This window comes from Paenibacillus sp. B2(2019), from assembly GCF_008370385.1.
Taxonomy (GTDB): Bacteria; Bacillota; Bacilli; order Paenibacillales; family Paenibacillaceae; genus Paenibacillus_AQ.
On sequence record NZ_VTZR01000002.1, the window covers coordinates 908,660 to 934,705 of the forward strand.

The following is a 26,046-nucleotide window of genomic DNA, read 5'->3' on the forward strand; positions in this document are numbered from 1 at the left end:
AAGGAGCAGCTCCAATGTTGCGAGTGGAAAATGTAACGCATTCATTTAAGAATGGTAATGAAACGACGGCAGTCCTTCATCAAATAGATTTTTCTGTGAAAAAGGGGGAGATGGTTGCATTACTGGGGAGCTCGGGTTCCGGTAAGTCAACCATGCTGAACCTGATGGCAGGTCTGATGAAGCCTACGGAAGGCCACATTTACATTGCTGACCAAGATATTGTGAAGATGAGCGAAAACAAGCTATCTGAATTTCGTAGGAAGCATATCGGGTTTATCTTTCAAGCTTATGAACTGATTACTAGCTTGACTGTCCGTGAAAATGTAGAGTTGCCGCTAGTGTTCCAATCCGTCTCACCATCAATACGTAAGCAAAAAGCTCTGGCCTTGCTGGAACAGGTCGGCATTCCGGATAAAGCCGACCTGTTCCCTTCTCAGCTGTCTGGTGGACAGCAGCAGCGGGTCAGTATCGCACGTTCCTTGATCACGGAGCCGTCTGTTATTTTCGCAGATGAACCGACTGGAAACCTGGACTCGAAGACAGAAGAGGAAATTATCAATATCCTGCTTAACCTGAACAAGAAGATGAAGACCACATTCATCGTTGTAACTCACGAGATCCAAGTTGCGGAACAAATGCAACGTATCTTCACGCTTCAGGATGGATATATGATTACTGAGAAACAAACTTCTTCGGATACAGAACTCGAAGGGGGTAAACTCATTGAGGATTAGTGATATTTCACGTTTGGCTTGGGAACAAGTCAAACGACGGAAAGTTGTCACAGGTCTTTGTATGGCTGGTATATCGATTGGTTGTGCTGCTATTATTGTTGCTTTAAGTATAGGAGATTCCGCGCAAAGCTATACGGAGAGGGAAATTAATCGGAATTTCAAAATGGATGAAATTACAGTGACTCCGAACAGCGGTATCCCTTCACAAGGGGGCGGAGAAGGAAAAGGAGCCTCTGCCTCTGATGCAAAGCTCGACCCCGGCAGGCTAACGGCCCAGAAGCTGAAAATTGTTCAAGGCCTGCGGCATGTTACCGCAGCAGCACCTTTTCAAGAGCTTGCCTACCTACAAATGACTACTATCGATAATAAGGTTACCGACGTACAGCTAATTGGAACCGATCTTCGACTACTAACGAAATATGACCATAAATTCAAGCAGGGTGGTCCTTCTGATTCGGTTGGTATGGCAGTACTAAACTATGGAGCAACTGTAGGATTGATTGATGTCGAGACTCGGCAACGTCTTTTTGAACAACTTAATACTGATCCTTACAATAATAAAATAATGGAACAGTACAACAGTTTAAGCATGCTTCCGTCGGATATGTTCAAACAACAGGTTCAATTACAATCGTATGGCCCTGCTTCTGAAACTGGACAGTCCCTAATCAGCTCACCCATTCAAATTGTTGGGATATTGGATAGTGCGGGGAACCCTGATATGGCGATGTACGACAAGAAGATTTACGTCTCGCTAGAGACTGGTGAGCGTCTGGTTGAACAACTGAAACTAATGAATGGAACTGCTGGGCAGAAGGATGTCTACAACTCCGCCATTGTAAAAGTCGACAGTACGGACAACATTGTGCAAGTGGAGAAGCTTATCCAGAAACTTACACTAAATACAAGTACGAATTTGTATCAAAAAGAGGCGATGGCTTCTACATTCAGCATGTTCAAGAAAGCAGCGCTTGGTATTGGTATATTTATTCTAATTATTGCTTCGATCTCGATCATCGTTGCAATGACCATGTCCACCCATCAGCGTCGTCGGCAGATCGGTATTATGAAAGTGTTAGGCGCTAATATGGGGCAGATCCGAAATATGTTCATTACAGAAGCGGCATTGCTCGGGATGCTGGGGGGGCTACTCGGCATAGGCTTTTCGTACTTGATTGTGTTTGGCATAAATAAGCTCATTGGTACCACAGGAGGCATGGGAATGGGTGGTGAACCCTTGGTTATCACTATTCCTCTGATGACCCTTCCAATTGGCATTGCATTTGCAGTGATGACAGGAGTACTATCGGGAATTTATCCGGCGATAAGCGCGTCCAGAACAAATGCGCTCACGGCGATAAAACGGGATTAGCTATTTTTAAGTTGAAAGGAAGCAGAAGTGATGAAGAGGAGAATCAAGTGGATTGTATTGGTATTGATCATTATTGCAGCGGGTTATTTTGTATACAGCAAGATGTATAAAACTGAGGCACAGCTAGAACCTATTGAACCACCACAAGCGATAACTTTTGAAGTGACACAGGAAACCATCACGAACTCCATTCAGGTTAAGGGGAATTCACGATATGAGCAAGAAACACTTGTATATGCACCATATGCTTCTAAAGTAACAAAATGGAAGGTTGAGAACGGTGGGCAAGTAAAGAAGGGGGATTTGCTGTTTACCCTCGATCAGGAAGCCTTAAAGAATGAGATTGCTACATCGGAGGCGACCATCCGAAAGGCACAGCTAGAAGCGGAATTAAATGAATTTGTTAGTCAGCAGGACCAGGAGAATGCAGCTCTCGGAGCAACAGAAGCCGAACGTATAAAAGCCCTCGCAGCCCAAGAAACAGCTCGGTTAGGAGATGAGCTTAACCAAGTAAATGCTGAAATACAGGCTCGTGAATTAAAAGAAAAGAAGGCCAAGATTAAAACGGCCCTCTTCTATGCTCCGGCAACTGGTGTTTTTCTATTTGACAGTGCGAGTGAAATACCGCAAACAGTGACAGATAATCAATACATCGGCAAAATTGTAGATATGAACAAGCTTGAATTCATTGCTCTTGTAGGTGAACAAGATGTCTTCCGTATTAAGACGGGAATGAAAGTTGATGTTAAAATGACAGCTTTAAAAGATTCAAAGCTATCTGGAGAGGTAACTAAGGTATCCAAATTTGCTAAGACGGCTTCAGGTCAAAATACTACTGCTACTTCGGTTCCACAATTTGAAGTGGTAATCTCATTGCAGTCTGATGAGCACTTGATTGGTGGACTTAGCTTGAGCGGAGAAATTGAAACGGTCCGTAAAGCAAATGCCATCGTTGTATCCAGCATCGCTGTAATGCATGAAGGAGATCTCTCCTACGTGATGCTGGATAAAGGTGATGGGCAGTATGAACGAAGAGATATCAAAGTGGGCATGGAGACGGCTGACAAAACAGAGGCCGTCTCAGGGTTAAAGGTTGGAGATGTTGTTGTGCTTCAATAGATTGAAATAGACCTAAGCCTATTTCTCAATCGTGAGTCGCCAAGATTTAATATCTTTATTTAGCTCGGTAAGGTCAGGAACCGGAACTGGCTCGTCGGATAGATTATATTTAGCTTTCAATGCTAAAATCCGATAGACGCTCTCATCAATCCGTGATTCCTGTATCTTACCTTTTTTTACATGGTCCAGAAGCGATTCTAATACCCGTTTCTCATTATCATAGCCGTGAGCGATAAGTAAGATATCACTGCCTGCATTTATAGTATCTAACGCTGCTGTGGTAAGGTCGTAATTCTTCATGATTGCACCCATAGTTAGGTCATCTGTGATTACGAGTCCTTGATATTTCATGTCTCCACGAAGCAGATCACCAATTATTTTACTGGATAAAGATGCTGGTTTATCAGCATCAAGCTTAGGAAACAAAATATGAGCGACCATAACGGCGTCGGTTCCCTCTTTAATCGCCGCTTGAAAAGGGAGCCATTCTAATTCAGCGAGCTCTGCAGCGGTCTTTTTCACAATCGGCAGATCAAGGTGGGAGTCGACGGAAGTATCACCGTGACCAGGGAAATGTTTGACAACCGGAACAACACCTTCGCTCTCAATACCTTTCATTTCGGCGATCCCTAGTGTACTGACTAGTTCAGCGGAGTTGCCGAAAGAGCGATCTCCAATTACAGGATTATCTGGATTGCTATTGATATCAAGGACGGGAGCGAAGTTCATATTAAATCCTGCTGACAATACTTCTCTAGCGAGCAGCTTGCCCATCATTTCGGCAGCATTAGGATCCTTACGGGTACCGACCTTTCCATTAGAGGGGAAGGAAGCGTACTCCTTGGGCATCCGGCTGACTTTTCCACCTTCCTGATCGATACTCATAAATAAGGGGGCAGGGTTGCCGCTGTTGCTCTCTTTCATGGAATTAACAAGGCTGACCATACTCTTCAGATCTTGAATATTGTTCTTATAAAGGATGATTCCACCGACTTTGTCTTCGGCAATCATCCTTTTTGCTTGATCATCCAGAACGGTTCCGTCGATGCCAACAAGGAGCATTTGTCCAATTTTCTCTTCAAGGCTCATACTGGAAACCTGAATAGCAATTGGATCACTCTCTGAGGAGGGAGCTGCTGTGGAACTGGTAACAGGTGAAGATGTGGATTCGGCAGTCGGCGGATTTGTAGCGGCAGCTTGGGAGCTGTTAATGCTATTGGAGCAGCTAGTTAACAGAAGCATAGATACCATAGCAGAAGCCATTAAAAAGCTAGCAGAGGATGTAGGTCTAAGGATGTTGCGTGTAAATTTGGTCATTAGAATAGTCGTCCCTTCGTTGCTTATTTAGATGTCAGAAGGATGAATCCTTGCTGACTTAGATACACGGTGATAAGATGAACTTAAATCTTTACATATTAAAATTGAATTATGAGGTGACGGTCAAATGAAAGATGGATTAGTAAACGCACTTAATGAACAGATGAATTTCGAGTTTTATTCCGCTCATGTTTATCTAGCTATGGCAGCCTATTGTTCCGGTGAAAGTCTCGATGGATTCGCAAACTTTTTCTTAATTCAAGCAGAAGAAGAACGATTCCATGCCATGAAAATCTATAAGTTCCTTAATGATCGCGATAATCGGGCGACACTTGAAGCTCTACCAGAGCCAAAGAACGAATACTCTTCGATGCTGGATGCTTTTGAACATGCATTCGCGCATGAGCAACAAAACACGAAACGCTTCTATCATTTAGCTGACTTGGCGCTGGATGAGCGTGAACATGCAACGATCTATTTCTTGAAATGGTTTATTGACGAGCAAGTAGAAGAGGAAGCGCTCTTTAGCAACATCATTAGTAAACTGAAACGAATTGATAAAGATAGCAACGCCTTCTACATGCTGGATGCTGAATTTGCTGCACGTACTTTTACAGCTCCTGCTGAGTAAGTAAAGTTACTTTAGATCAGAAGCCTGAGAAATCAGGCTTTTTTTATTTAATTGATGAAGGCAGTTTAATAGCTAGCAGCTTATTATCCGTTCGGATGATCAGCATGCCTCCAGTTTTAAGTGAAGGGGCAAAGTTCCGAGATCCTGTCTTCACGGTAAAAATAGGCTTCAACGTCAACATGTCATAAGCGTGAAATAGGCCATCTGATTGTCCGCTATAAACCACATTTCCAAAAAGATCCGTCTGAACTACAGGATTCTCACCATTATTGAGGACTACCGCCTGACCATTTCCAAGTTTGAGTGCGGATAACGTACCTGTATCATAATTGGAATATAACATTCTTTGCTGATGGACTTGGTTTAGAGGATAATCTTTCTCTTTTGCCATAGAAGTCCAGGTTTGAACTGGCTTACCTTCCGCTGAGTAATTCCAGAAATCATATTTCACAAGCTTTTTGCCCTGAAAAATATAGAAGTCATTTCCGTCCAAGAATGCGGTCCCATTTACACCACCAAATGTGAATGCTCCATCTTTATTCTCGGTATCTGTCCATTTATATAAACGTTCTCCTTTAAGTTCACCCGTTTTTACGTTGAATACAGAAACTTTAACATTACGATTCACAGCGTCATCATCCATCATTAACGTATTGGTAATGGAGTAGAGGAGGCAGTCCTTTACTGCTAGTGGCCACCATTGACGGGTATGGTCCCATAGTTTTTTTCCTGTCAGACTGTCATAAGCGGCAAGTGCGGCAGTTGTTAATGCTCCCTGTGAGAGATAACTTCGAATAACAACCCCATCCGTTTCCATAAGTTCCGATAAGCCTGTAAAGTTATTACTCTCCTCCGCAGCCTTCCATTTAATCTTCCCGCTGACCGCATCGACAGCTGCGAATTGACTCTCTTGTGTTACATAAATGGTAGAACCTAACCGTTGTATACTGGTGGCTTTAGGTAGTGATAATGAAGCTGACCACGCTTTTTTACCTGCTTCATTAACGGCATATAGAGAGCCATTCTTAGTCAAACCATAGATGAATCCATTACTGTACGTGAACAACGGGGCTAATGCACTTCCGAATTCCCACATTTTTTTTCCTGTTGTAGCATTCAATGCGACTAGTTTTTCATTCTGCTGCAAGGCAAAGACTTTCCCATTCTCGGCAAGGGCTGTAACGTTCTGCCCAGTGATTCTATCTTCTTTTAAGATGGCAAGCGGTGATGACCATACAGGTACAAGAATAGGTGCTTTGACTTCATTGTAATAGGGATTGCTTGTACTTATAACTGCTTGTTCCGCGGAAATGTCGGATAACGATCCGTTGTAAGCTATTGGGGATGCAATGCATGTAACAGCTAAAACTTTAATCATTGTCTTGTGCAAAGACTGAATCATCGTTTCACGCTCCTCAAAAATAGTGATTACTATAATTAGACATTATAAATGGCAAAAAGTTACTACTTCTGTAGAACAAGCATAAACGCCTACGGCTTTTTTTAAGGACAGTAAGCGTTTAAGCGAGAATTATAATACTTAAAGTTGAACTAAGGCAAACTATGTTACGCTCCGCAAAACAGTTATGACCTAGCAACTCTATTTGACGGAGGGAACTATTACGCCTCTTAGCAACACTGTTTCTCTAGACCCACCCGAATCTCGGAGTGTAGTATAGAACAATACTATTCTTTGGGGGTTCTTTTTTTTGGAAAATTACAACGACATCAAACAAGGTGAAAAAGGAGCATGGCTAAGCATAGTTGCCTACATATTCCTATCCGCCATCAAACTGTTTATTGGTACGGTTGCGGGATCTCAAGCGCTACTTGCAGATGGCCTGAACAACAGTACTGATATTATCGCTTCTATCGCCATACTAATCGGTCTTAAGATCTCCAGGAGACCGCCGGATTCCAATCATAGCTACGGGCATTTCAGAGCAGAGACCGTGGCATCCTTAATTGCTTCATTTATTATGATCGTTGTAGGGCTTCAAGTGCTGTACCAGGGCGTGAACAAATTTATTCAACCCGAACTGGAAAGTCCAGATCTTATAGCAGCCTGGACGGCAGTTTTTTGTGCTGTGATAATGATGGGCGTATATATGTATAACATTAGACTGGCCCGCTCTATTAATAGTAACGCTATGCGAGCAGTAGCACTAGATAATCGATCAGATGCTTTAGTTAGCATAGGTGCTTTTGTCGGAATTGTGGCTTCTGGATTTGGAATTCCATGGCTTGATCCGCTTACAGCGATTATTGTCGGCCTGATTATCTGCAAGACGGCATGGGATATCTTTAGTAAAGCTACACATGACTTAACGGATGGTTTTGATGCGGAAGAGCTTGAACTCATGAAAGAAACCGTTGCTGAAATTGACGGTGTGCAATCCATTAAAGATATTAAAGCTCGCATCCACGGGAATAACGTGCTAGTTGATACAACTGTACTAGTAGATTCCGAGCTTAGTGTGGTGCAGAGCCATGATATTACGGAAGAAATTGAAGAACAATTGAAAGATCGGCACCAAGTTTCAAATGTGCTTGTCCACATAGAACCTGTATTGAAGTAGAAAAGGATATAGATGTGACTTTGCTTGGATGGATATGGGATTTTCCCTGTGATGTTGTTAATAGATCTTTTGTGCGGAAAGGTGGAGAATTAGTTGTATTTATCGATATGTTAATTTCAGGAAATGGAATGGTGATTTCGTGATTGAATGGAAGGATTCTTATGATATCGGTGTTGAGAAAATAGACTGTCAGCACAGACAGTTGCTGGCGAAATTGAATGAATTTTTTGATGCTTGCAGTAAGCAGCAGGGGAAAGAGAAGATCGAAGAAACGCTCAAATTCTTGAAGGAATATACCATCGAGCATTTTAGCAATGAAGAGCAATTGATGGAAGAGATCGATTTTCCTGAATTGGCGGAACATCGTAAGACGCACGCTAATTTTGTAAAAGCCGTTCTTGAATTAGAAGAAACGATTAAAACCAAGGGAGTCTCCGTTCTCTCGACGATTAAGCTTAACCGTACGTTAACCGATTGGCTTCTGAATCACATTAATAAATGCGATAAGCTAATTGGCGAATGTATGGCCACGCGTGATAGAGCAGTATAATTGAAGACCTCCAACGAAGATGCCGACGGGCATTTTCTTTTTTTTTTTTGACGGGGAATGTGTTAAAGAATTGTAGTGCGTTATTTGATCCATTTTCCGAAGACAGCATCGTAATTTATACTGGGTTAACGGTTTGTGTTATGATTTGAGATAAGACGTATAGAGTTAGTATGGTAAAGGGGAGTGGAACGATGAAAACATTACGAATGTTAGCTTCAGGGTTTGCTATGCTGCTTATTCTGGGCCTTGTTAATTTTTACATTGGGTATCACGGTTGGCTGCTTGTCCATGAATGGTTCTCAGGTGCTTCCTCTGTTCTGTTCTGGACATTATTCCTGCTTGTTGCCTTTGCGTATGCCGTTGGAATGATACCTTGGCCTACAATAGTGAAGCCGTTAGCCAGATTCTTTAAGGTGATTGGGTCGTATTATCTAGCTTGCATGGAATTCGCTATTATCATGTTGCCATTAGCTGATCTGTTATATGTGCTGCTGGGCTGGATGGGTGTCGATCGAACGCACTACGTCTCAGAAGCGGGTGGTACATTGCTAATATTACTGGTTGTTTTTCTAGTCTGGGGTTCGATCAACGCTTGGAGTACAGTAATTCGTACCCATCCTATTCCCATTGATAAATCTATCGGAACTAGTACGCCACTTACCATCGCGGTTGCATCCGATCTGCATTTAGGAAATATCGTCGGCAATCGGCATCTCAAAAAAATGGTTGCACAAATGAATGCTATGAAGCCTGATGTGATTTTGCTGGCTGGGGATGTACTTGACGATAGTATTGAGCCTTTTATTCGCAATAGTATGAGTGAACAGCTAAAGCAGCTAAAAGCACGCCATGGTGTCTACGCAGTACTGGGCAATCACGAATATTACGGTGGTTCGATTAAGGAATATACAGATTTAATGAGTAGCATAGGCATTAAAGTCCTACAGGATGAGGTTGAAGAAGTGGCGGGAACTTATATTGTAGGTCGAAAAGATAAGACTGCCGAGACGATGGAAGCCGGAGGTAGATTAAGCGTAAACTCCTTATTGAATGGCCTCGATCTGACGCGTCCTGTGATCATGATGGATCATCAGCCTACCGGATTTGATGTCGCTGCCCAAGAAGGCGTAGATATTCTACTCTCAGGTCATACGCACCGTGGACAGATTGCTCCTAATCACTGGATCACCAAGCGGTTGTTCGAACTGGACTGGGGCTACCTCCGCAAGGATAAAATGCATGTCGTTGTTTCCTCTGGTTATGGGACTTGGGGACCTCCAATCCGTTTAGCTAGCCGTTCGGAGATTATTAAGCTTGAAGTGGTGTTAGAAGGGACTAAACAATACAGTGAAGAAGCCGTGTCTACAAAGACGGTGTTAATCTAAAAGAAATATTTAATGATATGAGGCTGCCCGAATCCGTAGAATTTTTCTGCGAGCTGAGGCAGCTTCTTTTTTTTGACAATTAGTAGAGCTTGTAGTATGGTTTAAAATAGTTAAGCACTTAACTAAATTGGAGTTGAAAAATCTAAGATGGATCATTTACAACCGTTGGTATTGAATCAGCCGCTACATACTCAGGCATTTTTCACTTTAGTTGATACTACTGCAAGCTTAGTTTCTGTCTCTGATAAATATTGGCAGTCGAAAGGATTAAATGGCGCAAGAATTCGTATCCTAGTAGAAATATCTAAACAGGGCGGAACGATTTTACCTTCTACATTGGCTCACAATATTGGGGTTACCAAAGCAAATATTAGTCTGTTGCTGACACCCCTAGAGAAAGATGGTTGGATTACCCGCTCGAACCATACTCAGGATGGTAGAAAAAGCGTTATTTCAATTACGGGTGAAGGACAACGATTACTTTTGGAGCATCTTCCCGGAAATCGTCAAGCGGTCGCTGAACGTATGCAGGGTCTGGATGAACAAGAGCTTCGGCAACTCATCGTTTTATTAGAAAAGCTTAGCCATGGCTAGATATAAATAATGTTGTGGTCTCGAAAACATGGAACAGAAAGGTTGTGGTGTTATGTCAATTATGGTTACTGGGGCTACTGGTCAATTAGGAAGTTTGATTATAGACAATCTTCTTCAGTTTGTGCCGGCAGGTGAGATTATCGCATGTGTTCGTGATCGGGAGAAAGCAAATGATCTTTTGGAAAAAGGGGTTGAGATTCGCTTTGGCGATTATGATCAGCCTGATACTCTAATTCAAGCTTTTACAGGTGTAGCAGAGCTATTATTCATCTCTAGTTCACATCCCGATGATAACGTCAGATTAACTCAACATTCTGAGGTTATTCATGCAGCATCAAAGGCAGGGGTGAAGCATTTGCTGTATACAAGCTTCGCATTTCCACCTAAAGGACAAATTCCAGCTAATCATGTTCACTTACTTACAGAGCAGATGATTCTTAAATCAGGTATTGACTATACATTTCTACGCAACGCTTTGTATATGGATTTTGTAGATGTACTAGGGCTGAAAGAGGCGATCCAAAGTGGTGAGTTAATCACCTATCCTGGGAACTGGCTATTTAATTCGGTGACACGAAAGGATCTCGCTTTAGCTACGGCGGTCGTGCTTACAACTACTGGTCATCTTAATCAGATTTATGAATTAACCGCACCGCGCTCTTGGGACTTCAGCGAACTTGCGGAGGTATTATCCGAGCTGACAGGAAAAAGAATCGTTCATCGGCAGGATTCAAGCATTCAGCACTGGATTTATTCATTCCTCGGGAAGATAGATACAGCTTCTACTTCAAAAGATATGGAGAGACTAATGGGACGGCCTGTTACCTCTTTGAAGGAAAGTATAATCACTTTCCTTCAGGTTTAAATAATGACTCTGACTTATTCAACTATATAGTGGTTCGATCTAAAGTAAGTAAATAATTATATTTACTGGCATGTTTTAATTCATCTAATATAATCCCATAAACAGTATCGCGGTATACTCCAACAGGCAGACCAAACCATATTTTGCGATACTTTTCGACTGCAGCCAGTTCACCTTGGAGTGCTTTTTCTAAGCCTTCTTCATAGGAACTGATCCGTTGATATTGTTCACTACTAATCCCAGTGATATCTTGACCCGTAATTTCTTTGAACATCCCGCGGAACATGGAGTTGTGACCCCGTTCGTCATCTCGTATTGAGGTGATGATGGAGGCTTGCTCGGAATTTGGGGCCAGTTTGATAAGTTCATCATAGAAAAGCTCATCATTTCGTTCACCTTGCACAGCTTCTTTGATTAAATTTAATGCTTGAGGAAGAGAGGTTGCCCAGATAGGTTTGAAATCAGATCTATTCTGAGATAAAGGTGTCCAATACATAGTTCTTACTACCTCCTGATTCGTTCGTTATTATTAGAGTAGTATATGTACAAATGCCCAAAATGGTCTCTTCCGGTTCTTTAGTTGTTCTAACCCTTTAAAGTTGATACTATGGGTTCATCCGTTATTCAGGGAGTGTAAACGATGAAAAAGATTTTAGTGGCAGATGATGATAGTAATATTCGTACATTATTAAAGCATGTATTGACCAGAGAAGGTTATCAAGTCATGGAGGCCAGCGACGGCCGGGACGCGATACATAAACTGAAAGAATGCATTGCGGATTTAGCCGTTGTGGATGTGATGATGCCACATGTGGATGGGTTGGAGCTATGCCAGCATATAAGAGAAACATATGATATACCGATCATTTTGTTAACAGCCCGGCAACAGCTAAGTGATAAAGAACAAGGCTATTCGCGGGGGACAGATGATTATGTAACGAAACCTTTTGAGCCGGAAGAATTGTTGTTTCGGATCAAAGCTTTATTTCGGCGTTATTCCATCGCTTCGGATGATCGGATTCGTTTAAATTCACTAGTTATTGATCGTAAAAATTATGAGATTACTGATGGTGATGAAGTACTACTGTTACCGGTAAAGGAATTTGAACTGCTCGCACAACTGGCACAATATCCAGGAAGACTGTATTCACGCAGTGAGCTGATTGAACTAGTATGGGGAATGGATTATGAAGGTGATGAACGCACGGTGGATGTACATATCAAGCGATTGCGTCAACGGTTTTTAGATTATCAGAATGACTTTGTGATTCGGACTGTACGGGGAATTGGCTATAAATTGGAGATGGTGAGCTCGTGAAGTCTTTGTATGTGAGAATGTGCATTCTCTTTTGCTCGGCCATTGTGGTGAGCAGCCTTCTTGGCTTCTTGGTGTCTAATATTTATTACCAAGCTCAGATTAAATCGCAGAACGATGCGAAGCTTACGGGGATGGCCATTGAAATCCAGCAGTTTGCAGAATCTCACCCGGAATCTATGGAGGATTACCTGCGAAGTGTAGCTGTACTGGGATATAAGATTTATTTAACCGATACAGAAGGTCAATCCCGGTTTTACGGCAAGCCATTTCGGAAAGAGGATTTAGATCCGCAACAATTAGAGAAGGTCCTGAATGGACAAGTGTATCACGGTGTTGCTGAGTTTCCTGACAGCGCATTTATTACAGGTTTTTTTGATAATCAATTACGCAATACGATAGGCGTACCTATTGAAGTCAATAATGAGACTTTTGCGTTATTCATGCGGCCGGATGCAGAGGTTCAGTTCGGTGAACTGCGCGTGTTTTTTGCTGTCATCATCGGTTTTACCGTGTTATTCAGTCTAGGATTCGTCATGATCAGCGTACTGCATGTGGTCAGACCCATTACACGTTTGACAACGGCAACTAAACGGATTTCAAAAGGTAGATATGATATTAAATTAAATACTTGGCGGCGGGATGAGATTGGCCAGTTAGCCTCACACTTTATGATTATGAGTCGTGAGCTGGAACGGACCAATCGTGCACGTCAAGAGTTTGTTGCGAATGTGTCGCATGAAATCGAATCGCCATTAACTTCTATTCAAGGATTTGCCCAAACCCTTAAAGATCCTACATTACCAGAGGATGAACGGATAGAGTACCTCAATATTATTGATCAAGAAAGCCATCGTCTATCGATGCTTAGTAAACAGCTGCTAACGTTATCTTCCCTCGATTATGATCCGAATTCCTTGCAGAAGAAACCTATAGATTTGCGTGCACAGCTTCGGCAGGTTGTACAAATCATGGAGTGGAGATTAACAGAGAAACAATTAGCGGTTCGTTTAAGTCTTGCGGATATTAGCGTACATGGCGATTCCAATCTATTGTATCAGGTGTGGATGAACCTCATTACAAATGCTATCAAATATACACCTGCTGAGGGATCCATCATGATTTCCGCGAAGCTTGACGAAGGGAACTGTGTAGTAACCTTTTCGGATACTGGGGAAGGTATTCCAGCTGAGGAATTACCACTCATCTTTGATCGTTTTTATAAAGTCGACCGGGCACGTACACGAGAAACGCATAGTAGCGGTCTTGGACTAGCGATTACGCAAAAAATTGTAGAGACACATAACGGAACCATAGAAGTATCCAGTACAGTTGGCAAAGGCACGACCTTTACTGTAACTCTTCCGCTTTTGTAACTCGTTATTCATACTCCGTTCATTTTCATCTTCTAAACTGTGACTATACAGATTAGAAGGAGTGGTAATATGTTTCTAGCCTTAAGAGAAATGCGACATTCTAAAGCCAGATACCTGTTAATAATGGTAATCATGTTATTGGTTTCCTTTCTTGTACTTTTCGTAACGGGGCTGGCCAGAGGATTAGCGTATGCTAATATCTCAGCAATAGAGAATATGCCGGCAAACTATTACGTGGTGCAGAAGGATGCGGATCAGACGTTTAGACGTTCTCAGTTAACGGATACGGAGCTTAATAGTGTTCGAGCAGTAGTAGGAGATAATAATGCCTCTTCACTCGCTCTACAGATGAGTACAGTGACTACGAACGATGCGGATACTAAAGCAGACGTAACTTTTTTCGCAGTTGATATGAACGGTTTACTGGCTCCAAAAGTGATTGAAGGTGACAAGATTACGAATGATACGCAGGGAAGTGTCATCGTTGATCGTGACTTGGAACAGTCGGGCATTAAGATTGGTAGCACGATCCAAGATCAGGCAACTGGGAAGGAATTTAAAGTTACAGGATATGTTGAGAATAGCTCATACAGCCATACCCCAGTAGTCTATATTAACAATAAAGATTGGCAGGAAATGAGACAAGGCGTTAATCAAGGTAGTGAGGCTACATCCGGAGCGCCTTTTAATGTAATTGCGCTTAATGCAAACGCAGGGCAAGTGGATAAGATCTCTGCTAGTACGAAAAATGTGGAAGTTATTACGCAAAAAGAAGCGATCTCTAATATTCCGGGTTATTCATCAGAACAAGGTTCACTGCTTATGATGATTGCCTTCCTGTTCGTAATCGCTGGTTTTGTTCTGGCTGTATTCTTCTATGTCATTACAATTCAGAAAACAAGCCAGTTTGGCATTCTGAAAGCCATGGGTACAAAAATGTCTTACTTGGCTTGGAGCGTTGTAGGGCAGGTCATGATATTGGCTATTGCAAGTCTAAGCATTAGCTTGCTGCTAACCTTTGGAATGAATCAGGTACTACCAGACACTATGCCGTTCCAACTGGAACCTTCTACGATTCTATTAACCAGCGGCTTGTTCGTGGGGATGTCTCTTTTAGGATCACTTATTTCTGTCGCTAAAGTGGCAAAAGTAGATGCATTAGAAGCAATTGGGAGGGCTGGAGCATGAGTGCGAAATTATTGATGAAGCAAGTAACCAAGACCTACGGAGACGGCGATACAACGGTATCTGTTCTGAACAATTTGAATCTTATAGTCAACGAAGGGGAATTCGTTGCTGTCCTTGGACCTTCTGGAACAGGGAAGAGTACATTCCTATCAGCAGCGGGTGCGCTTCTTACGCCAACCAGTGGTGAAATTTTTATAGACGGAGAATCTCTTACAGATAAAAGTAAAAGTGAGCTGACTGAGCTACGATTAGAGAAGATAGGCTTTATGTTCCAAAGCGCACAGCTATTGCCTTACTTGAAGGTAGAAGAGCAGCTTCTCTTTGTAGCTAAACAGGGGAAGATGAGTTCTAAAGAAGCTAAGGAACGGGCAGCTGATTTGATGAAGCGTCTGGATATCTGGAAACGTCGAAACCATTATCCTGAGCAACTATCAGGCGGGGAGAAGCAACGTGTAGCTATCGCAAGAGCTTGGATGAATAAACCTGCAATCTTGTTCGCAGATGAACCAACAGCAAGCTTAGATTTCAAACGAGGCAGAGAAGTTGTGCAAATGATTGCTGACGAAGTAAAGAATGAGGGTAAAGCTGCTGTAATGGTCACTCATGATGAACGGATGCTCGAATGGTGTGATCGAGTGCTACATCTGGAAGATGGACATTTGGTTGAACATGAGTTAAGCAAAATTTAGTAAAAAAACGATTCATGCTATTTATGGCATGAATCGTTTTTTTTTTGGTGTGTGAATAATGAACTGTTCTTATTTGTCAGCTATGGTGACTTGGCCTGAGCCATATGTGTCAAACCAGCCTTTAATCGTGTTGAAATCACTGCTGAATGACAGTGCCAGTTCTAAAAGAATTCGGGCATGAGCTGCGTTCAGATTATCTCCGGCAATTATGCCGTCACTTGAAGCATAGTTGGAACCGGAACCCGTACGCGTGGTAGACACGAAGATAACTCCGTTTTCCTTAATAGCTTTCGTACGAGCTTCTCCCATAGCTTTAGATACGCCGCCAGCCCCTGTGCCTGAAGTTACTATACCTTTTGCTCCATCTTGAACAAAACCTGTAATTGCCCCAGAACCGGCATCTTGATAAGCATAAGCAATTTCTACCTTAGGCATATCACTGCTCTTAATCTTCGTTAGATCGAATGGCGTTGCCCATTTGTCAGGGGTCAATAGTGCTCTGGAATTCGCCCGATAAATTCTTATATTATTCTCATCGATATATCCGAGGATTCCTAGTTGTGGAGATTCAAAAGTGTCTGTACGATAGGCATTCGTCTTGGTAACCTCTCTAGCCGTATGAATCTCGTCATTTAGCATGAGCACAGTACCGTAATATTTCGTCTTTCCGCTAGCTGCTAGTTTAATAGCATTAAATAGATTGGCCTGAGCATCACTTCCAATAACAGTCCATGGACGCATAGAGCCAGTTACTACGACAGGTTTGGAGCTACGCACTGTAAGATCAAGGAAATATGCAATTTCCTCCATCGTGTCCGTACCTGTAGTAACAACGATGCCATCTTGGGTTTCTAGTGCTTTATCTACTTTTAAGGAGAGATCATATAGTTGTTGCATGGTATACGAGCCAGAGCCTGCATTCCCAAATTGATAGCTAGTTACATCGGCGAACTTTTTAAGGTTAGGCAGTGCCTTAACCATATCTTCCATTAACAAAGTCCCGGCTTTATAGTTCTGGAAGCTGGTCTCATCCACAGATTTACCGGCAATAGTGCCACCGGTTGCTATGACTTGGACCTTTGGAAGCTTAACCGTTCCTTCAATCGTTTGGGTAACCTCAGCGGCGTAAGTGGTAGAAACGGGAAGCGTTGTTGTAGCAGAGAAGAGTAGAGTGAAAAAGAGTCCTGCGGCAACAGTAGTTTTGGCGAGCATTGATTGTAATCCATTCATAGATGTAACCTCCCATTTGATTATGTATTCTCACGTTCATGTTATTTTATATTACATAAACGTGATTCATGATTGGATTATATCTATGAATATATTATAATGACAAGTTTACTGACATATCAATAAAACGCTTAAATACACTATTAATAAAGGATATCTATTGATTTCTTGTGTATACTATGAATTTTATTATATTATTTTTAAAGTGAAATATAATATTAATGTTATATTTTATTACATAATATTAGAGGTGAATAAATAACAAAATGCCGGACAATCTTTATGAGATTGACCGGCATAGTTATTAGATTTACCTGACTACTTATCTTTTCTAGCGACAAGTAGTTTTTGAATAAAGACATGGGTAGCCATGGAGGAGGAGCTTTCTTTATGGCGAATGATGGAGAATTGTCTTTCAAGATGATGATGTCGGATGGGAAGCTCACAGATTTCACCACTTGCTAATTCTTTGCGCACAATCCATCTGGAGAGCATCGCGATTCCCAAACCGGAGGCAACGGCTTCCTTAACTCCTTGACTACTGTTGAAGACATAGGATCTTTTGACAGAAATCTCTTCTTCTTGAATGAAATGATCACTGAAAGCACGCGTTCCAGAGCCAAGCTCTCGCAGAACCCAAACCTGATTTTGTAGCATCCCTTGCTCCACAGAGACTATTTTTGACAAAGGGTGGTTGGCGGGGGAAGCGATAATCATCTCGTCCTTCATATAAGGTGTGACGATCAGATCATTCTCATGGGCTTCTCCTTCGATAAACCCAATATCCAATTCATTGGCTCTTACCCCACCAATAATTTCTTCAGTATTACCGATCGTCACCTGAAGCTTGACTTGTGGGTATTGATTTGCAAATTCCGCAAGTCTTGAGGGTAATATATACTCTCCAATCGTAAAGCTCGCACCAATATGTATACTGCCAGTAACCTCATCCTGTAGCATTTGTATTTCCTGATGAGCTTCTTCGAAGTGGGCCAATATTTGTTTGGCGTGATTATAAAGTATTGTACCTGCTTCGGTTAATTTTACTTGTTTCGGAGATCGGTGTAGAAGCTTTGCGCCTAGTTCATTCTCAAGATTCCGGATATGTAGACTGACACCGGGTTGAGATAGATTCAGTAATTCTCCTGCTTTAGAGAAATGACTTTGCTCAGCAACTGTAACGAAAACCCGTAATGTATCCACAATCATAGAATTCCCTCTCTAAAAGTCCCGAATGTATTTAAAGTTCCTTATCAAGCACGAACTGAGCTTTCTTCTGCGAAAATCCAATACGTGTATAGAAAAGTACCGCATCCTCTCTAGTTTGGTTGGTGCGCACTCTTAATTTGTTCACTCCAATTTGTGCTGCCCAGCGTTCACAGGTTTCAACAAGTTGTTTGCCGATCCCTTCTCCGCGATACTGCCCATCGACCACCAAACCACAAATTTCAACAAAGGGTGGAGATTCAATTAACATTCGCACATTGGCGTGAATCCATCCGATTAATTGGTTATCCGACTCTGCTACATAAATAGCATGATCTTTACGATTTCTGATATCTTGAAGTCTATCTGCTAGCTGTTCAATATTTAAAGGATATCCGAGCTCACTGGATAGTTTTGCAATATCTTGTGTGTCGCTAAATGAAGCTGTCCTAATATGTATGATCATCCGCCACCTTAAAAAAATGTTGTTTCATGCTGTTTTTTTATTATAGTTCATCTCATTCAGAGGAACATCTCTATGTGAATTACTTCGTACTATTTCGATAAGTGGATGGGGATAGACCCATCGTCTTTTTGAAATGTTTAGAGAAATGAGCCAATTCCATGCCGACTTGTTCCGCAATATCTGAAATGCTGTAATCTGTGTAAGAAAGCTGTCTTTTAGCGTGCTCCATACGTTTCAATTGAACATAGGCCATTGGAGTCACCCCCATGAATCTTTTGAAATAAGGTATAAAATAGTTCGGGTGCAGGTGGACAAGCTCTGCTAGTTCATCAATCTCTATGGGCTTATTTAGACAATTATCGATGTAATGGAGCACATGAGCCAGCTTACCATGGTCTCCGGTGTGTATGAATTGCGTCATAAAGTCTGTATGACTACTGTCGCTCGATTCAAGACAAGTGGCAATGAGATTAAGCAAACAAGCCTGTGTGCGAAGGATAGATAAGACATCATCCTTTTGAAATTGTTCGATCATCTCCACGAAAATTGCCCTTATTGAATCTGGATTAGGCGAATCACAGATGTATAATTTTTTCTCCGCATGGAATAAGGGCCATTCTCCAATGTCAGCATCAAAGTGGCAGTAATAACGGATATATGGATCATCGATAGAAGTTTCGGTAGTTTGTGTGCTCCCCGCAGGCATGATCATTATCTGACCTGGCTTCGGATAGTAGGTAATCCCGTTTATAATTACTTTCCCCTCACCCCCATCAATAAAATAAAGCCGATTAAAAGCGGGGGTTTCCAGCGTGCGGTTCCATCCGGGATATCTATTACTAAGTTGGGCATGGGTCACAGTAACCTTGAGATTCTGCAGGAGACGTCCTGATAAGTTCCCTGAATTGTTCATCATTTAACTCCTTTAAAGCTTTTGTATCCTCATTATAACGGTTTCATTTAACTAAAACATCTTACTCAAATACAAATAGTTCTTAATTTCGATCATGTTCATGTCCTTAAATAAAGTATATCCTCTAACCATAACCATTAATAAGGAAGTGATCAGAGATGGGTACAGTTCGTTATGGGATTATTGGTATTGGAAATATGGGAACCGCACATGCGCAAAGTCTGCTGAGTGAGATTAAGGGGGCTGAGCTTACAGCCGTATGTGATATAAGAGAAGAACGTTTGAAATGGGCTGAAGAGCAGTTACCTGAGAATGTTAGGAAATATTCTACGCCGAAGAAATTATTCGAGTCACGTATCATGGATGCGGTATTAATCTGTACTCCGCATTATGATCACCCTACACTTGCAATCGAAGCTTTTCAGCATGGTTATCATGTACTAGTGGAGAAGCCTGCAGGTGTTTATACGAAAGCTGTTCAACAGATGAACGATGCTGCAGCACAGTCTGACCGCAAATTTGGAATCATGTACAATCAGCGTACAAATCCTTTGTATCAGAAGCTGAGAGATCTTATTCAGTCTGGTGAGTTAGGTGAGATCCGCCGGACGAATTGGATTATTACCGACTGGTATAGATCGCAGAACTACTATAATTCTGGTGGCTGGCGGGCGACATGGGCGGGTGAAGGTGGCGGGGTATTGCTTAATCAAGATCCTCATCAGCTAGATTTATGGCAATGGACGACAGGCATGATGCCGAAGCGGATAAGAGCATTTTGCCACTTTGGAAAATATCGCAACATTGAGGTTGAAGATGATGTAACCGCTTATGTGGAATACGAGAATGGCGCTACAGGTCTGTTTATTACTACAACTGGAGAGGCACCGGGAACTAATCGTTTTGAAATCAATGGCGATAATGGAAAAATCGTAGTGGAAGACGGGAAGCTAACCTTTTGGCGTTTGCGTACACCGGAGCCGCAGTTCAACGCAGAGTTTACGGGAGGTTTCGGTAGTCCGGAATGTTGGAAATGTGAGATACCTGTACAAGATGGCGGAGGGGAGCAGCATAAAGGAATTCTACGGAACTTTACGAATGCCATTTTGCATGATGAGGCATTACTTGCTCCCGGGGAGGAAGGGATTAAGGGGCTAACCCTTTCAAATGCCATGTATTTATCGGCTTGGACGGACAATTGGGTGGAGCTTCCGATGGATTCGGATTTATTCTACGATAAGCTGATGGAAAAAGTGAAAAACTCGACTTTCCAAAAGGAAACCTCAGAATCTAAAACATTGAATGTTAAAGGAACTCATTAAATCGAAAGAGAGAGGTTGAATCCTATGAAACGTTCGATGATTGCGGCTCAAATGTACACGTTACGTGATTATACTCAAACTACGGAGGATTTAAGAACAACTTTTCAAAAGGTATCGGCAATGGGTTATGAGAGCATTCAGATTTCATCCATTGGACCGATTAATCCGATTCTCGTTAAAGAATATGCGGATGAAGCGGGGCTGGCTATATGTGCGACCCATGTGTCCTGGGATCGATTAGTGAATGATCTTGATGCGCTTGCCGCAGAGCATAAGCTGTGGAATTGCAAATATATTGGACTTGGAAGTTTACCAGAAGAATTTCGTACGGGACTTGAAAGCTACCGGAAATTTGCGAAATTGATATCTGAAATTGCAATAATATTAAAAGAACAACACGGTTTGCAATTTGTTTATCATAATCATGATTTTGAATTTGAACGCTTTGAAGGTACTACTGGAATGGAAGTACTGCTCAATGAGACTGATCCATCAGTTGGTTTCATACTTGATTTATATTGGGTGCAGGCAGGTGGCGCGAGTCCGGAAGAATGGATACGTAAAGTTGAAGGCAAAATGCAGGTTGTGCATTTAAAGGATATGGCGATAGTTGATAGGAAACAGGTTTTTGCTGAAATAGGCGAAGGAAACATGAACTATGCGGAGATCATTACTACTTGTCGTGAGACGGGTGTTGAATGGTACGTAGTGGAGCAGGATGTTTGTAGACGTGATCCTTTTGAGAGCTTAGAGATGAGTCTGCGCTATCTCATTAGCTTATTATAGAATCGATAAGAAACCATTAGGAGGATTCTGATGAATAGAATAGATGGGATGACCTATGCACCCACATATGAAGCTAAACCTGTAGTGAAGCCAGGTGAATTCATCATCGCAGCTATTGCACTCGATCACGGTCATATTTACGGGATGTGTAATGGGCTGGTTGAGGCTGGTGCAGAGCTGAAATGGGTATATGATCCGGATGAAGAGAAAGTTAGAGCATTCATAGCCAAATATCCTGGAGTTAGGGCTGCTGAGTCTATGGATGAAATAATGGAAGATCCAGAGGTTCGCTTAGTTGCAGCGGCAGCTATTCCTTCAGAACGAGGCCCATTAGGAAATAAGGTTATGGCTCATGGGAAGGATTATTTTACGGATAAAACCCCTTTTACAACACTTGAACAACTGGATGATGCTAGAGCTATGGTCGCAGCAACCAATCAGAAGTATATGGTTTACTATAGTGAGCGTCTTCATGTTGAAAGCGCAATCTATGCGGGACAGTTGATCCGTCAGGGGGCTATTGGTCGTGTTCTTCAAGTCATTGGATTAGGGCCGCATCGTTTAAATGCATCTAGCCGTCCAGAATGGTTTTTTGAGCGGGAGAAATATGGCGGAATTCTATGCGATATTGGCAGCCACCAAATTGAACAATTTTTGTATTATACAGATTGTCAGGATGCTTCAGTTGTTCACAGTAAGGTAGCTAATTATAATCATTCGTTTTACCCGGAATTAGAGGACTTCGGTGATGCGACGCTTGTTGGGGACAATGGGGCAACCCAATACTTCCGTGTAGATTGGTTTACGCCAGACGGACTCGGAACCTGGGGAGATGGACGTACAATGATCATGGGAACTGAAGGGTACATTGAACTGCGCAAATACAGCGATATCGGGCGTTCAAATACACCGGATCATGTGTACTGGGTGAACGGGGAAGGGGAGCATTACGAGCATGTAGCTGGAAAGGTTGGATTTCCGTTCTTTGGTGAACTTATCCTCGATTGTCTGAACCGGACGGAGCTGTCCATGACTCAAGCACATGTCTTCAAAGCTGCTGAACTATGTTTGAAGGCTCAAGCCCAAGCGATGAATCTAACTCCTAATCAACTAAAATAGCGAATGGAATAATGAATGGAGGTGGTAAAGATGAACAAACTTGGAGTAGCGATTATTGGCTGCGGGGCGATATTTCCTCTCCATGCTAAAGCAATATCAGCAATAAAAGATGTAAATCTACTTCTAGTTGTAGATATTGATGCTGATAAAGCTACACGAGCGGGAATAGAATATGCCTGCGATGCCACTGATGATTATAGAGAAATATTAAATGATAATCGTATTGATGTTGTTCATCTCTGTACACCTCATCATCTTCATGCAGAAATGGCTGAAGAGCTATTACGTGCGGGGAAGCATGTGTTAACTGAAAAGCCAATCGCCGTTGACCTTCCTTCAGCCATGCTCATGCTGGAAGCAGCGCAAGAGAGCTCCGGCCAGCTTGGTGTGGTGTTCCAGAATCGTTATAATGATGCTTCCGTTTATATTAAGAAGACTATAGATTCTGGTGATTTAGGGAAACTGCTTTGTATGAAAGGTGTCGTAACCTGGCATCGAAACGAAAGTTACTACAAAGATAGCAATTGGAGAGGACGATGGTCCACGGAAGGTGGAGGTGTTCTAATTAATCAGACCATTCATACCTTGGATTTACTACAGTGGTATGGGGGTGAGATTAAATCCGTGAAAGGCAGTATTACCACGGATGTGCTTGATGGCGTCATTGAAGTAGAAGATACTGCCCATGCTTGTATCGACTTTGCCAATAATGTTCGCGGGCTGTTTTATGGTACGAATACCTATCTTGAGAACTCTCCGGTGGAGTTGGAGTTAGTTTTTGAAGAGGGGACGCTTAACCTCCGTCGAGAGCACTTATATCTTTGGAAAGATGGGAAGGAAACCTTGGTTTGTGAGCCTATTTTCAGTCCTGCGGAAGGCAAATCGTATTGGGGGACTGGGCATAAGAGACTAATTGAGGACTTCTATGACCATATTTTCAGTGGATCAAAGTTTTGGCTGGATGGTCCTGAGGGGATAAAGGCGCTGGAACTGGTGAAGCGTATTTATAGCTCATCGCAGAGGAACAAATAAGTCATAAATATAGCTAAGGCTGTTCCATATGTAGATTTATCTACGAATGAGGCAGCTTTTTCGTGTTTAGGGACTTCCCGCATTTGGTTAAACACTAAGAAGACTACGACTTGCAGAGGAAGATGGATTTGATTAATTCTCCTTAGTGGAATAATCTAAAGTAAGTATAGGTTATTAACAGCAAGATATCTGGAGGGTGCATACAATATGGAGAAAATACTACTGAACATTAGAACGAACACCAAGCTAATTTCCATTGTGCAGACCATTGTTTTTATCTTTGTCATATTATACGTACTGATGTTTCTTTCTGGTGGATTATTCACCACCTTTTTTATTATGCTCATTGCTTGTTTTGTTAGTGTAATTGCTGCTTTACTCATGCTAATTCGAAAAAGCATCTTATGGGCAATTGTTGATCTTGCTGCTGCGGGCAGTATGTTCATTTATTTTATTTATAATGCTTAACTGTTATTAATCCTTGCAAGAAGCGGGTTTATGGCTATAGCATAAGTTCCTTAACCTGGAGGACTTATTTCTCTCTTTTTTGCAAGCTTTTAAATAATTTATTTTTTTCATATAATAGTAGATATTAAATTTATAAATAATTGTAATACACTCGGATAAGGGTATAATTGAGACAGAAAAGGTGTGACGCCTAAGAAGGAGCGCCCACATCCTTTCTGCAAAATTCAGGGGATAAGGATGGTAATAATGGGCAAAAGTGCAACTGAAACAGACGTCATTTTAATTGGTGCTGGAATCATGAGTGCGACTTTAGGAACACTTTTAAAAGAATTAGTGCCGGATTGGAAGATTAAAGTGTTTGAAAAGCTCGAAAATGCAGGTGAGGAAAGCTCTAATGAATGGAATAATGCAGGAACTGGACATGCGGCGCTCTGCGAGCTTAACTACACTGTCGAAAAATCCGACGGAACTGTAGATATAAGTAAAGCCATCCAAATTAATGAACAGTTTCAACTTTCAATGCAATTTTGGTCTTATTTGGTAAATCGTAAGTTGATACATAATCCTCAGGATTTTATCATGTCCTTACCCCATATGAGTTTGGTACTAGGGGAGAAGAATGTAGCTTTTTTGAAGAGAAGATTTGAAGCGCTGTCAAAAAATCCTTTGTTCCAAGGAATGGAATTTTCCGATGACTCTAGCAAATTAATGGAATGGATACCGCTTATTATACAAAATCGTCCATCGAATGAACCTATAGCAGCAACAAAAATCGACTCAGGCACAGATGTTAACTTTGGTGCTTTAACGCGTATGTTATTTGATCACTTAAAGAGTAAGAATGTAGATCTCCATTATAAACATAGTGTGGATGGAATCAAACGTACTAGCGATGGGTCGTGGGACTTGAGAGTGAAGAACGACAACGGTACTATTGAACACCACACTGCAAAATTTGTCTTTGTTGGTGGCGGGGGAGGAAGCTTGCATATCCTGCAAAAATCCGGTATTCCTGAAGGGAAACATATTGGCGGATTCCCGGTAAGTGGAATATTTATGGTGTGTAATAAACCAGAAGTTATAGCCCAACATCATGCAAAAGTATACGGTAAAGCTAAGGTTGGAGCGCCTCCAATGTCTGTTCCGCATCTGGACACTAGATTTATTGACAACAAAAAATCGTTGTTATTTGGACCGTTTGCTGGCTTCTCACCAAAATTTTTAAAAACCGGTTCAATGTTTGATTTGATCACTTCCGTAAAACCGGATAATCTCCTAACGATGCTGTCGGCAGGTGCAAAGAACATGTCTTTGACCAAATACCTGATCGAGCAAGTGTTGTTATCGAAAGAAAAACGCATGGAGGAATTACGAGAGTTTATCCCGAATGCCAAAATAGAGGATTGGGATCTAGTCGTAGCAGGCCAACGCGTACAGGTAATCAAAGATACAGAGGATGGCAAAGGTATCCTTCAATTCGGTACAGAGGTAATTAGCGCCGCAGATGGTTCGATTGCAGCATTGCTTGGGGCTTCCCCAGGTGCTTCTACGGCTGTTCACGTGATGCTTGAAGTACTTAATAAATGTTTCCCTCAGCATATAAAAGAGTGGGAACCGAAAATTAAAGAAATGATTCCTTCTTATGGCCTGTCACTACTGGAAAATCCAGAGCTTTTGCATGAAGTGCACACATTAACGGCAACTACATTGGGTCTAGGTGGAAAAGAGCGAGTGCATAGTTAAGCAATGATCAATCGCTCGAAAGTATGATAATTGACAGAGATTTTCTT

At 41.9% G+C, this 26,046-nt stretch carries 27 protein-coding genes; 20 read left to right on the forward strand and 7 right to left on the reverse strand.

Features of this window, described 5'->3' with window-relative positions; all coding sequences use genetic code 11:
- The first annotated feature begins 14 nt into the window (after nt 1–14).
- Genes PAENI_RS04575 through PAENI_RS04585 form a run of 3 tightly spaced genes read left to right on the forward strand, consistent with a single transcriptional unit; the run spans nt 15 to nt 3,225 of the window.
- Nucleotides 15–734 (forward strand): ABC transporter ATP-binding protein, encoded by a 720-nt coding sequence (locus tag PAENI_RS04575; protein WP_149644386.1) that lies wholly within the window; start codon nt 15–17, stop codon nt 732–734.
- Nucleotides 724–2,106 (forward strand): ABC transporter permease, encoded by a 1,383-nt coding sequence (locus tag PAENI_RS04580; protein WP_188114473.1) that lies wholly within the window; start codon nt 724–726, stop codon nt 2,104–2,106. Before PAENI_RS04575 ends, PAENI_RS04580 begins: the two co-directional genes overlap by 11 nt.
- Nucleotides 2,107–2,136: 30 nt before the next feature.
- Complete coding sequence (locus PAENI_RS04585) at nt 2,137–3,225, forward strand: efflux RND transporter periplasmic adaptor subunit (RefSeq protein WP_149644387.1); 1,089 nt, start codon at nt 2,137–2,139, stop codon at nt 3,223–3,225.
- An 18-nt stretch (nt 3,226–3,243) separates the two neighbouring features.
- Here PAENI_RS04585 and nagZ read toward each other — a convergent pair whose 3' ends face one another.
- A complete protein-coding gene (gene nagZ, locus PAENI_RS04590; RefSeq protein ID WP_262495495.1) occupies nt 3,244–4,314 on the reverse strand; it encodes a beta-N-acetylhexosaminidase in 1,071 nt (356 codons plus the stop codon).
- Nucleotides 4,315–4,363: 49 nt separating this feature from the next.
- On the opposite strand from nagZ, the gene PAENI_RS32495 reads away from it, so the two are divergent.
- Together PAENI_RS32495 and PAENI_RS04595 are read left to right on the forward strand one after the other, a co-directional pair.
- A complete protein-coding gene (locus tag PAENI_RS32495) occupies nt 4,364–4,573 on the forward strand; it encodes a hypothetical protein (RefSeq protein ID WP_262495496.1) in 210 nt (69 codons plus the stop codon).
- A gap of 96 nt (nt 4,574–4,669) precedes the next feature.
- Complete coding sequence (locus tag PAENI_RS04595) at nt 4,670–5,173, forward strand: ferritin (protein ID WP_042127399.1); 504 nt, start codon at nt 4,670–4,672, stop codon at nt 5,171–5,173.
- 43 nt (nt 5,174–5,216) lie between these two features.
- Here PAENI_RS04595 and PAENI_RS04600 read toward each other — a convergent pair whose 3' ends face one another.
- Nucleotides 5,217–6,575, reverse strand: a complete 1,359-nt coding sequence (locus tag PAENI_RS04600; protein ID WP_149644389.1) for an outer membrane protein assembly factor BamB family protein — start codon at nt 6,573–6,575, stop codon at nt 5,217–5,219.
- Nucleotides 6,576–6,882: 307 nt separating this feature from the next.
- Between PAENI_RS04600 and PAENI_RS04605 the strand changes: the two genes are divergently transcribed.
- The 5 genes from PAENI_RS04605 to PAENI_RS04625 all read left to right on the forward strand — a co-directional run bounded on the left by PAENI_RS04605 (nt 6,883) and on the right by PAENI_RS04625 (nt 11,146).
- On the forward strand, nt 6,883–7,752 hold the full coding sequence (locus tag PAENI_RS04605; protein ID WP_149644390.1) for a cation diffusion facilitator family transporter: 870 nt from the start codon (nt 6,883–6,885) through the stop codon (nt 7,750–7,752).
- Nucleotides 7,753–7,891: 139 nt separating this feature from the next.
- Nucleotides 7,892–8,302, forward strand: a complete 411-nt coding sequence (locus tag PAENI_RS04610) for a bacteriohemerythrin (protein ID WP_081382799.1) — start codon at nt 7,892–7,894, stop codon at nt 8,300–8,302.
- 191 nt (nt 8,303–8,493) lie between these two features.
- Complete coding sequence (locus PAENI_RS04615) at nt 8,494–9,687, forward strand: metallophosphoesterase (RefSeq protein WP_149644391.1); 1,194 nt, start codon at nt 8,494–8,496, stop codon at nt 9,685–9,687.
- A gap of 147 nt (nt 9,688–9,834) precedes the next feature.
- The gene (locus PAENI_RS04620; protein ID WP_149644392.1) at nt 9,835–10,281 is read left to right on the forward strand and encodes a MarR family winged helix-turn-helix transcriptional regulator; all 447 of its coding nucleotides are present in this window, start codon (nt 9,835–9,837) and stop codon (nt 10,279–10,281) included.
- 52 nt (nt 10,282–10,333) lie between these two features.
- A complete protein-coding gene (locus PAENI_RS04625) occupies nt 10,334–11,146 on the forward strand; it encodes an SDR family oxidoreductase (protein WP_149644393.1) in 813 nt (270 codons plus the stop codon).
- 22 nt (nt 11,147–11,168) lie between these two features.
- Here the strand turns inward: PAENI_RS04625 and PAENI_RS04630 are convergent, their stop codons facing one another.
- A complete protein-coding gene (locus PAENI_RS04630) occupies nt 11,169–11,642 on the reverse strand; it encodes a ferritin family protein (RefSeq protein WP_042187885.1) in 474 nt (157 codons plus the stop codon).
- A 144-nt stretch (nt 11,643–11,786) separates the two neighbouring features.
- Here PAENI_RS04630 and PAENI_RS04635 point away from each other — a divergent pair, with 144 nt between their 5' ends.
- The 4 genes from PAENI_RS04635 to PAENI_RS04650 all read left to right on the forward strand — a co-directional run bounded on the left by PAENI_RS04635 (nt 11,787) and on the right by PAENI_RS04650 (nt 15,714).
- Entirely contained in the window at nt 11,787–12,464 is a 678-nt protein-coding gene (locus PAENI_RS04635) for a response regulator transcription factor (protein ID WP_149644394.1), read from the forward strand.
- Nucleotides 12,461–13,837: a sensor histidine kinase gene (locus tag PAENI_RS04640; RefSeq protein WP_149644395.1), complete on the forward strand. Its 1,377-nt coding sequence runs from the start codon at nt 12,461–12,463 to the stop codon at nt 13,835–13,837. The genes PAENI_RS04635 and PAENI_RS04640 overlap by 4 nt, the downstream gene beginning before the upstream one ends.
- Nucleotides 13,838–13,927: 90 nt before the next feature.
- Complete coding sequence (locus PAENI_RS04645) at nt 13,928–15,025, forward strand: ABC transporter permease (RefSeq protein WP_262495497.1); 1,098 nt, start codon at nt 13,928–13,930, stop codon at nt 15,023–15,025.
- Nucleotides 15,022–15,714, forward strand: coding sequence for an ABC transporter ATP-binding protein (locus tag PAENI_RS04650; RefSeq protein WP_042187892.1), 693 nt, complete (start codon nt 15,022–15,024; stop codon nt 15,712–15,714). Before PAENI_RS04645 ends, PAENI_RS04650 begins: the two co-directional genes overlap by 4 nt.
- A gap of 69 nt (nt 15,715–15,783) precedes the next feature.
- Here PAENI_RS04650 and PAENI_RS04655 read toward each other — a convergent pair whose 3' ends face one another.
- From PAENI_RS04655 to PAENI_RS04670, 4 genes are all read right to left on the reverse strand, one after another.
- On the reverse strand, nt 15,784–16,944 hold the full coding sequence (locus PAENI_RS04655; RefSeq protein WP_149644397.1) for an asparaginase: 1,161 nt from the start codon (nt 16,942–16,944) through the stop codon (nt 15,784–15,786).
- A 318-nt stretch (nt 16,945–17,262) separates the two neighbouring features.
- On the reverse strand, nt 17,263–18,153 hold the full coding sequence (locus PAENI_RS04660; RefSeq protein ID WP_149644398.1) for a LysR family transcriptional regulator: 891 nt from the start codon (nt 18,151–18,153) through the stop codon (nt 17,263–17,265).
- 31 nt (nt 18,154–18,184) lie between these two features.
- The gene (locus PAENI_RS04665) at nt 18,185–18,616 is read right to left on the reverse strand and encodes a GNAT family N-acetyltransferase (protein WP_149644399.1); all 432 of its coding nucleotides are present in this window, start codon (nt 18,614–18,616) and stop codon (nt 18,185–18,187) included.
- 79 nt (nt 18,617–18,695) lie between these two features.
- Nucleotides 18,696–19,529 carry a helix-turn-helix transcriptional regulator gene (locus tag PAENI_RS04670; protein ID WP_149644591.1) on the reverse strand — a complete coding sequence of 278 codons (834 nt, stop codon included), beginning with the start codon at nt 19,527–19,529 and terminating at the stop codon, nt 18,696–18,698.
- Between the two features lie 158 nt (nt 19,530–19,687).
- On the opposite strand from PAENI_RS04670, the gene PAENI_RS04675 reads away from it, so the two are divergent.
- From PAENI_RS04675 to PAENI_RS04700, 6 genes are all read left to right on the forward strand, one after another.
- A complete protein-coding gene (locus PAENI_RS04675; protein WP_149644400.1) occupies nt 19,688–20,851 on the forward strand; it encodes a Gfo/Idh/MocA family protein in 1,164 nt (387 codons plus the stop codon).
- A 24-nt stretch (nt 20,852–20,875) separates the two neighbouring features.
- On the forward strand, nt 20,876–21,637 hold the full coding sequence (locus PAENI_RS04680) for a sugar phosphate isomerase/epimerase family protein (protein WP_149644401.1): 762 nt from the start codon (nt 20,876–20,878) through the stop codon (nt 21,635–21,637).
- Nucleotides 21,638–21,667: 30 nt separating this feature from the next.
- A complete protein-coding gene (locus tag PAENI_RS04685) occupies nt 21,668–22,756 on the forward strand; it encodes a Gfo/Idh/MocA family protein (RefSeq protein ID WP_149644402.1) in 1,089 nt (362 codons plus the stop codon).
- Nucleotides 22,757–22,786: 30 nt separating this feature from the next.
- Nucleotides 22,787–23,788, forward strand: a complete 1,002-nt coding sequence (locus PAENI_RS04690; RefSeq protein WP_149644403.1) for a Gfo/Idh/MocA family protein — start codon at nt 22,787–22,789, stop codon at nt 23,786–23,788.
- 207 nt (nt 23,789–23,995) lie between these two features.
- Entirely contained in the window at nt 23,996–24,256 is a 261-nt protein-coding gene (locus PAENI_RS04695; RefSeq protein WP_149644404.1) for a hypothetical protein, read from the forward strand.
- 246 nt (nt 24,257–24,502) lie between these two features.
- Nucleotides 24,503–25,999, forward strand: coding sequence for a malate:quinone oxidoreductase (locus tag PAENI_RS04700; protein WP_149644405.1), 1,497 nt, complete (start codon nt 24,503–24,505; stop codon nt 25,997–25,999).
- Nucleotides 26,000–26,046 lie beyond the last annotated feature (47 nt).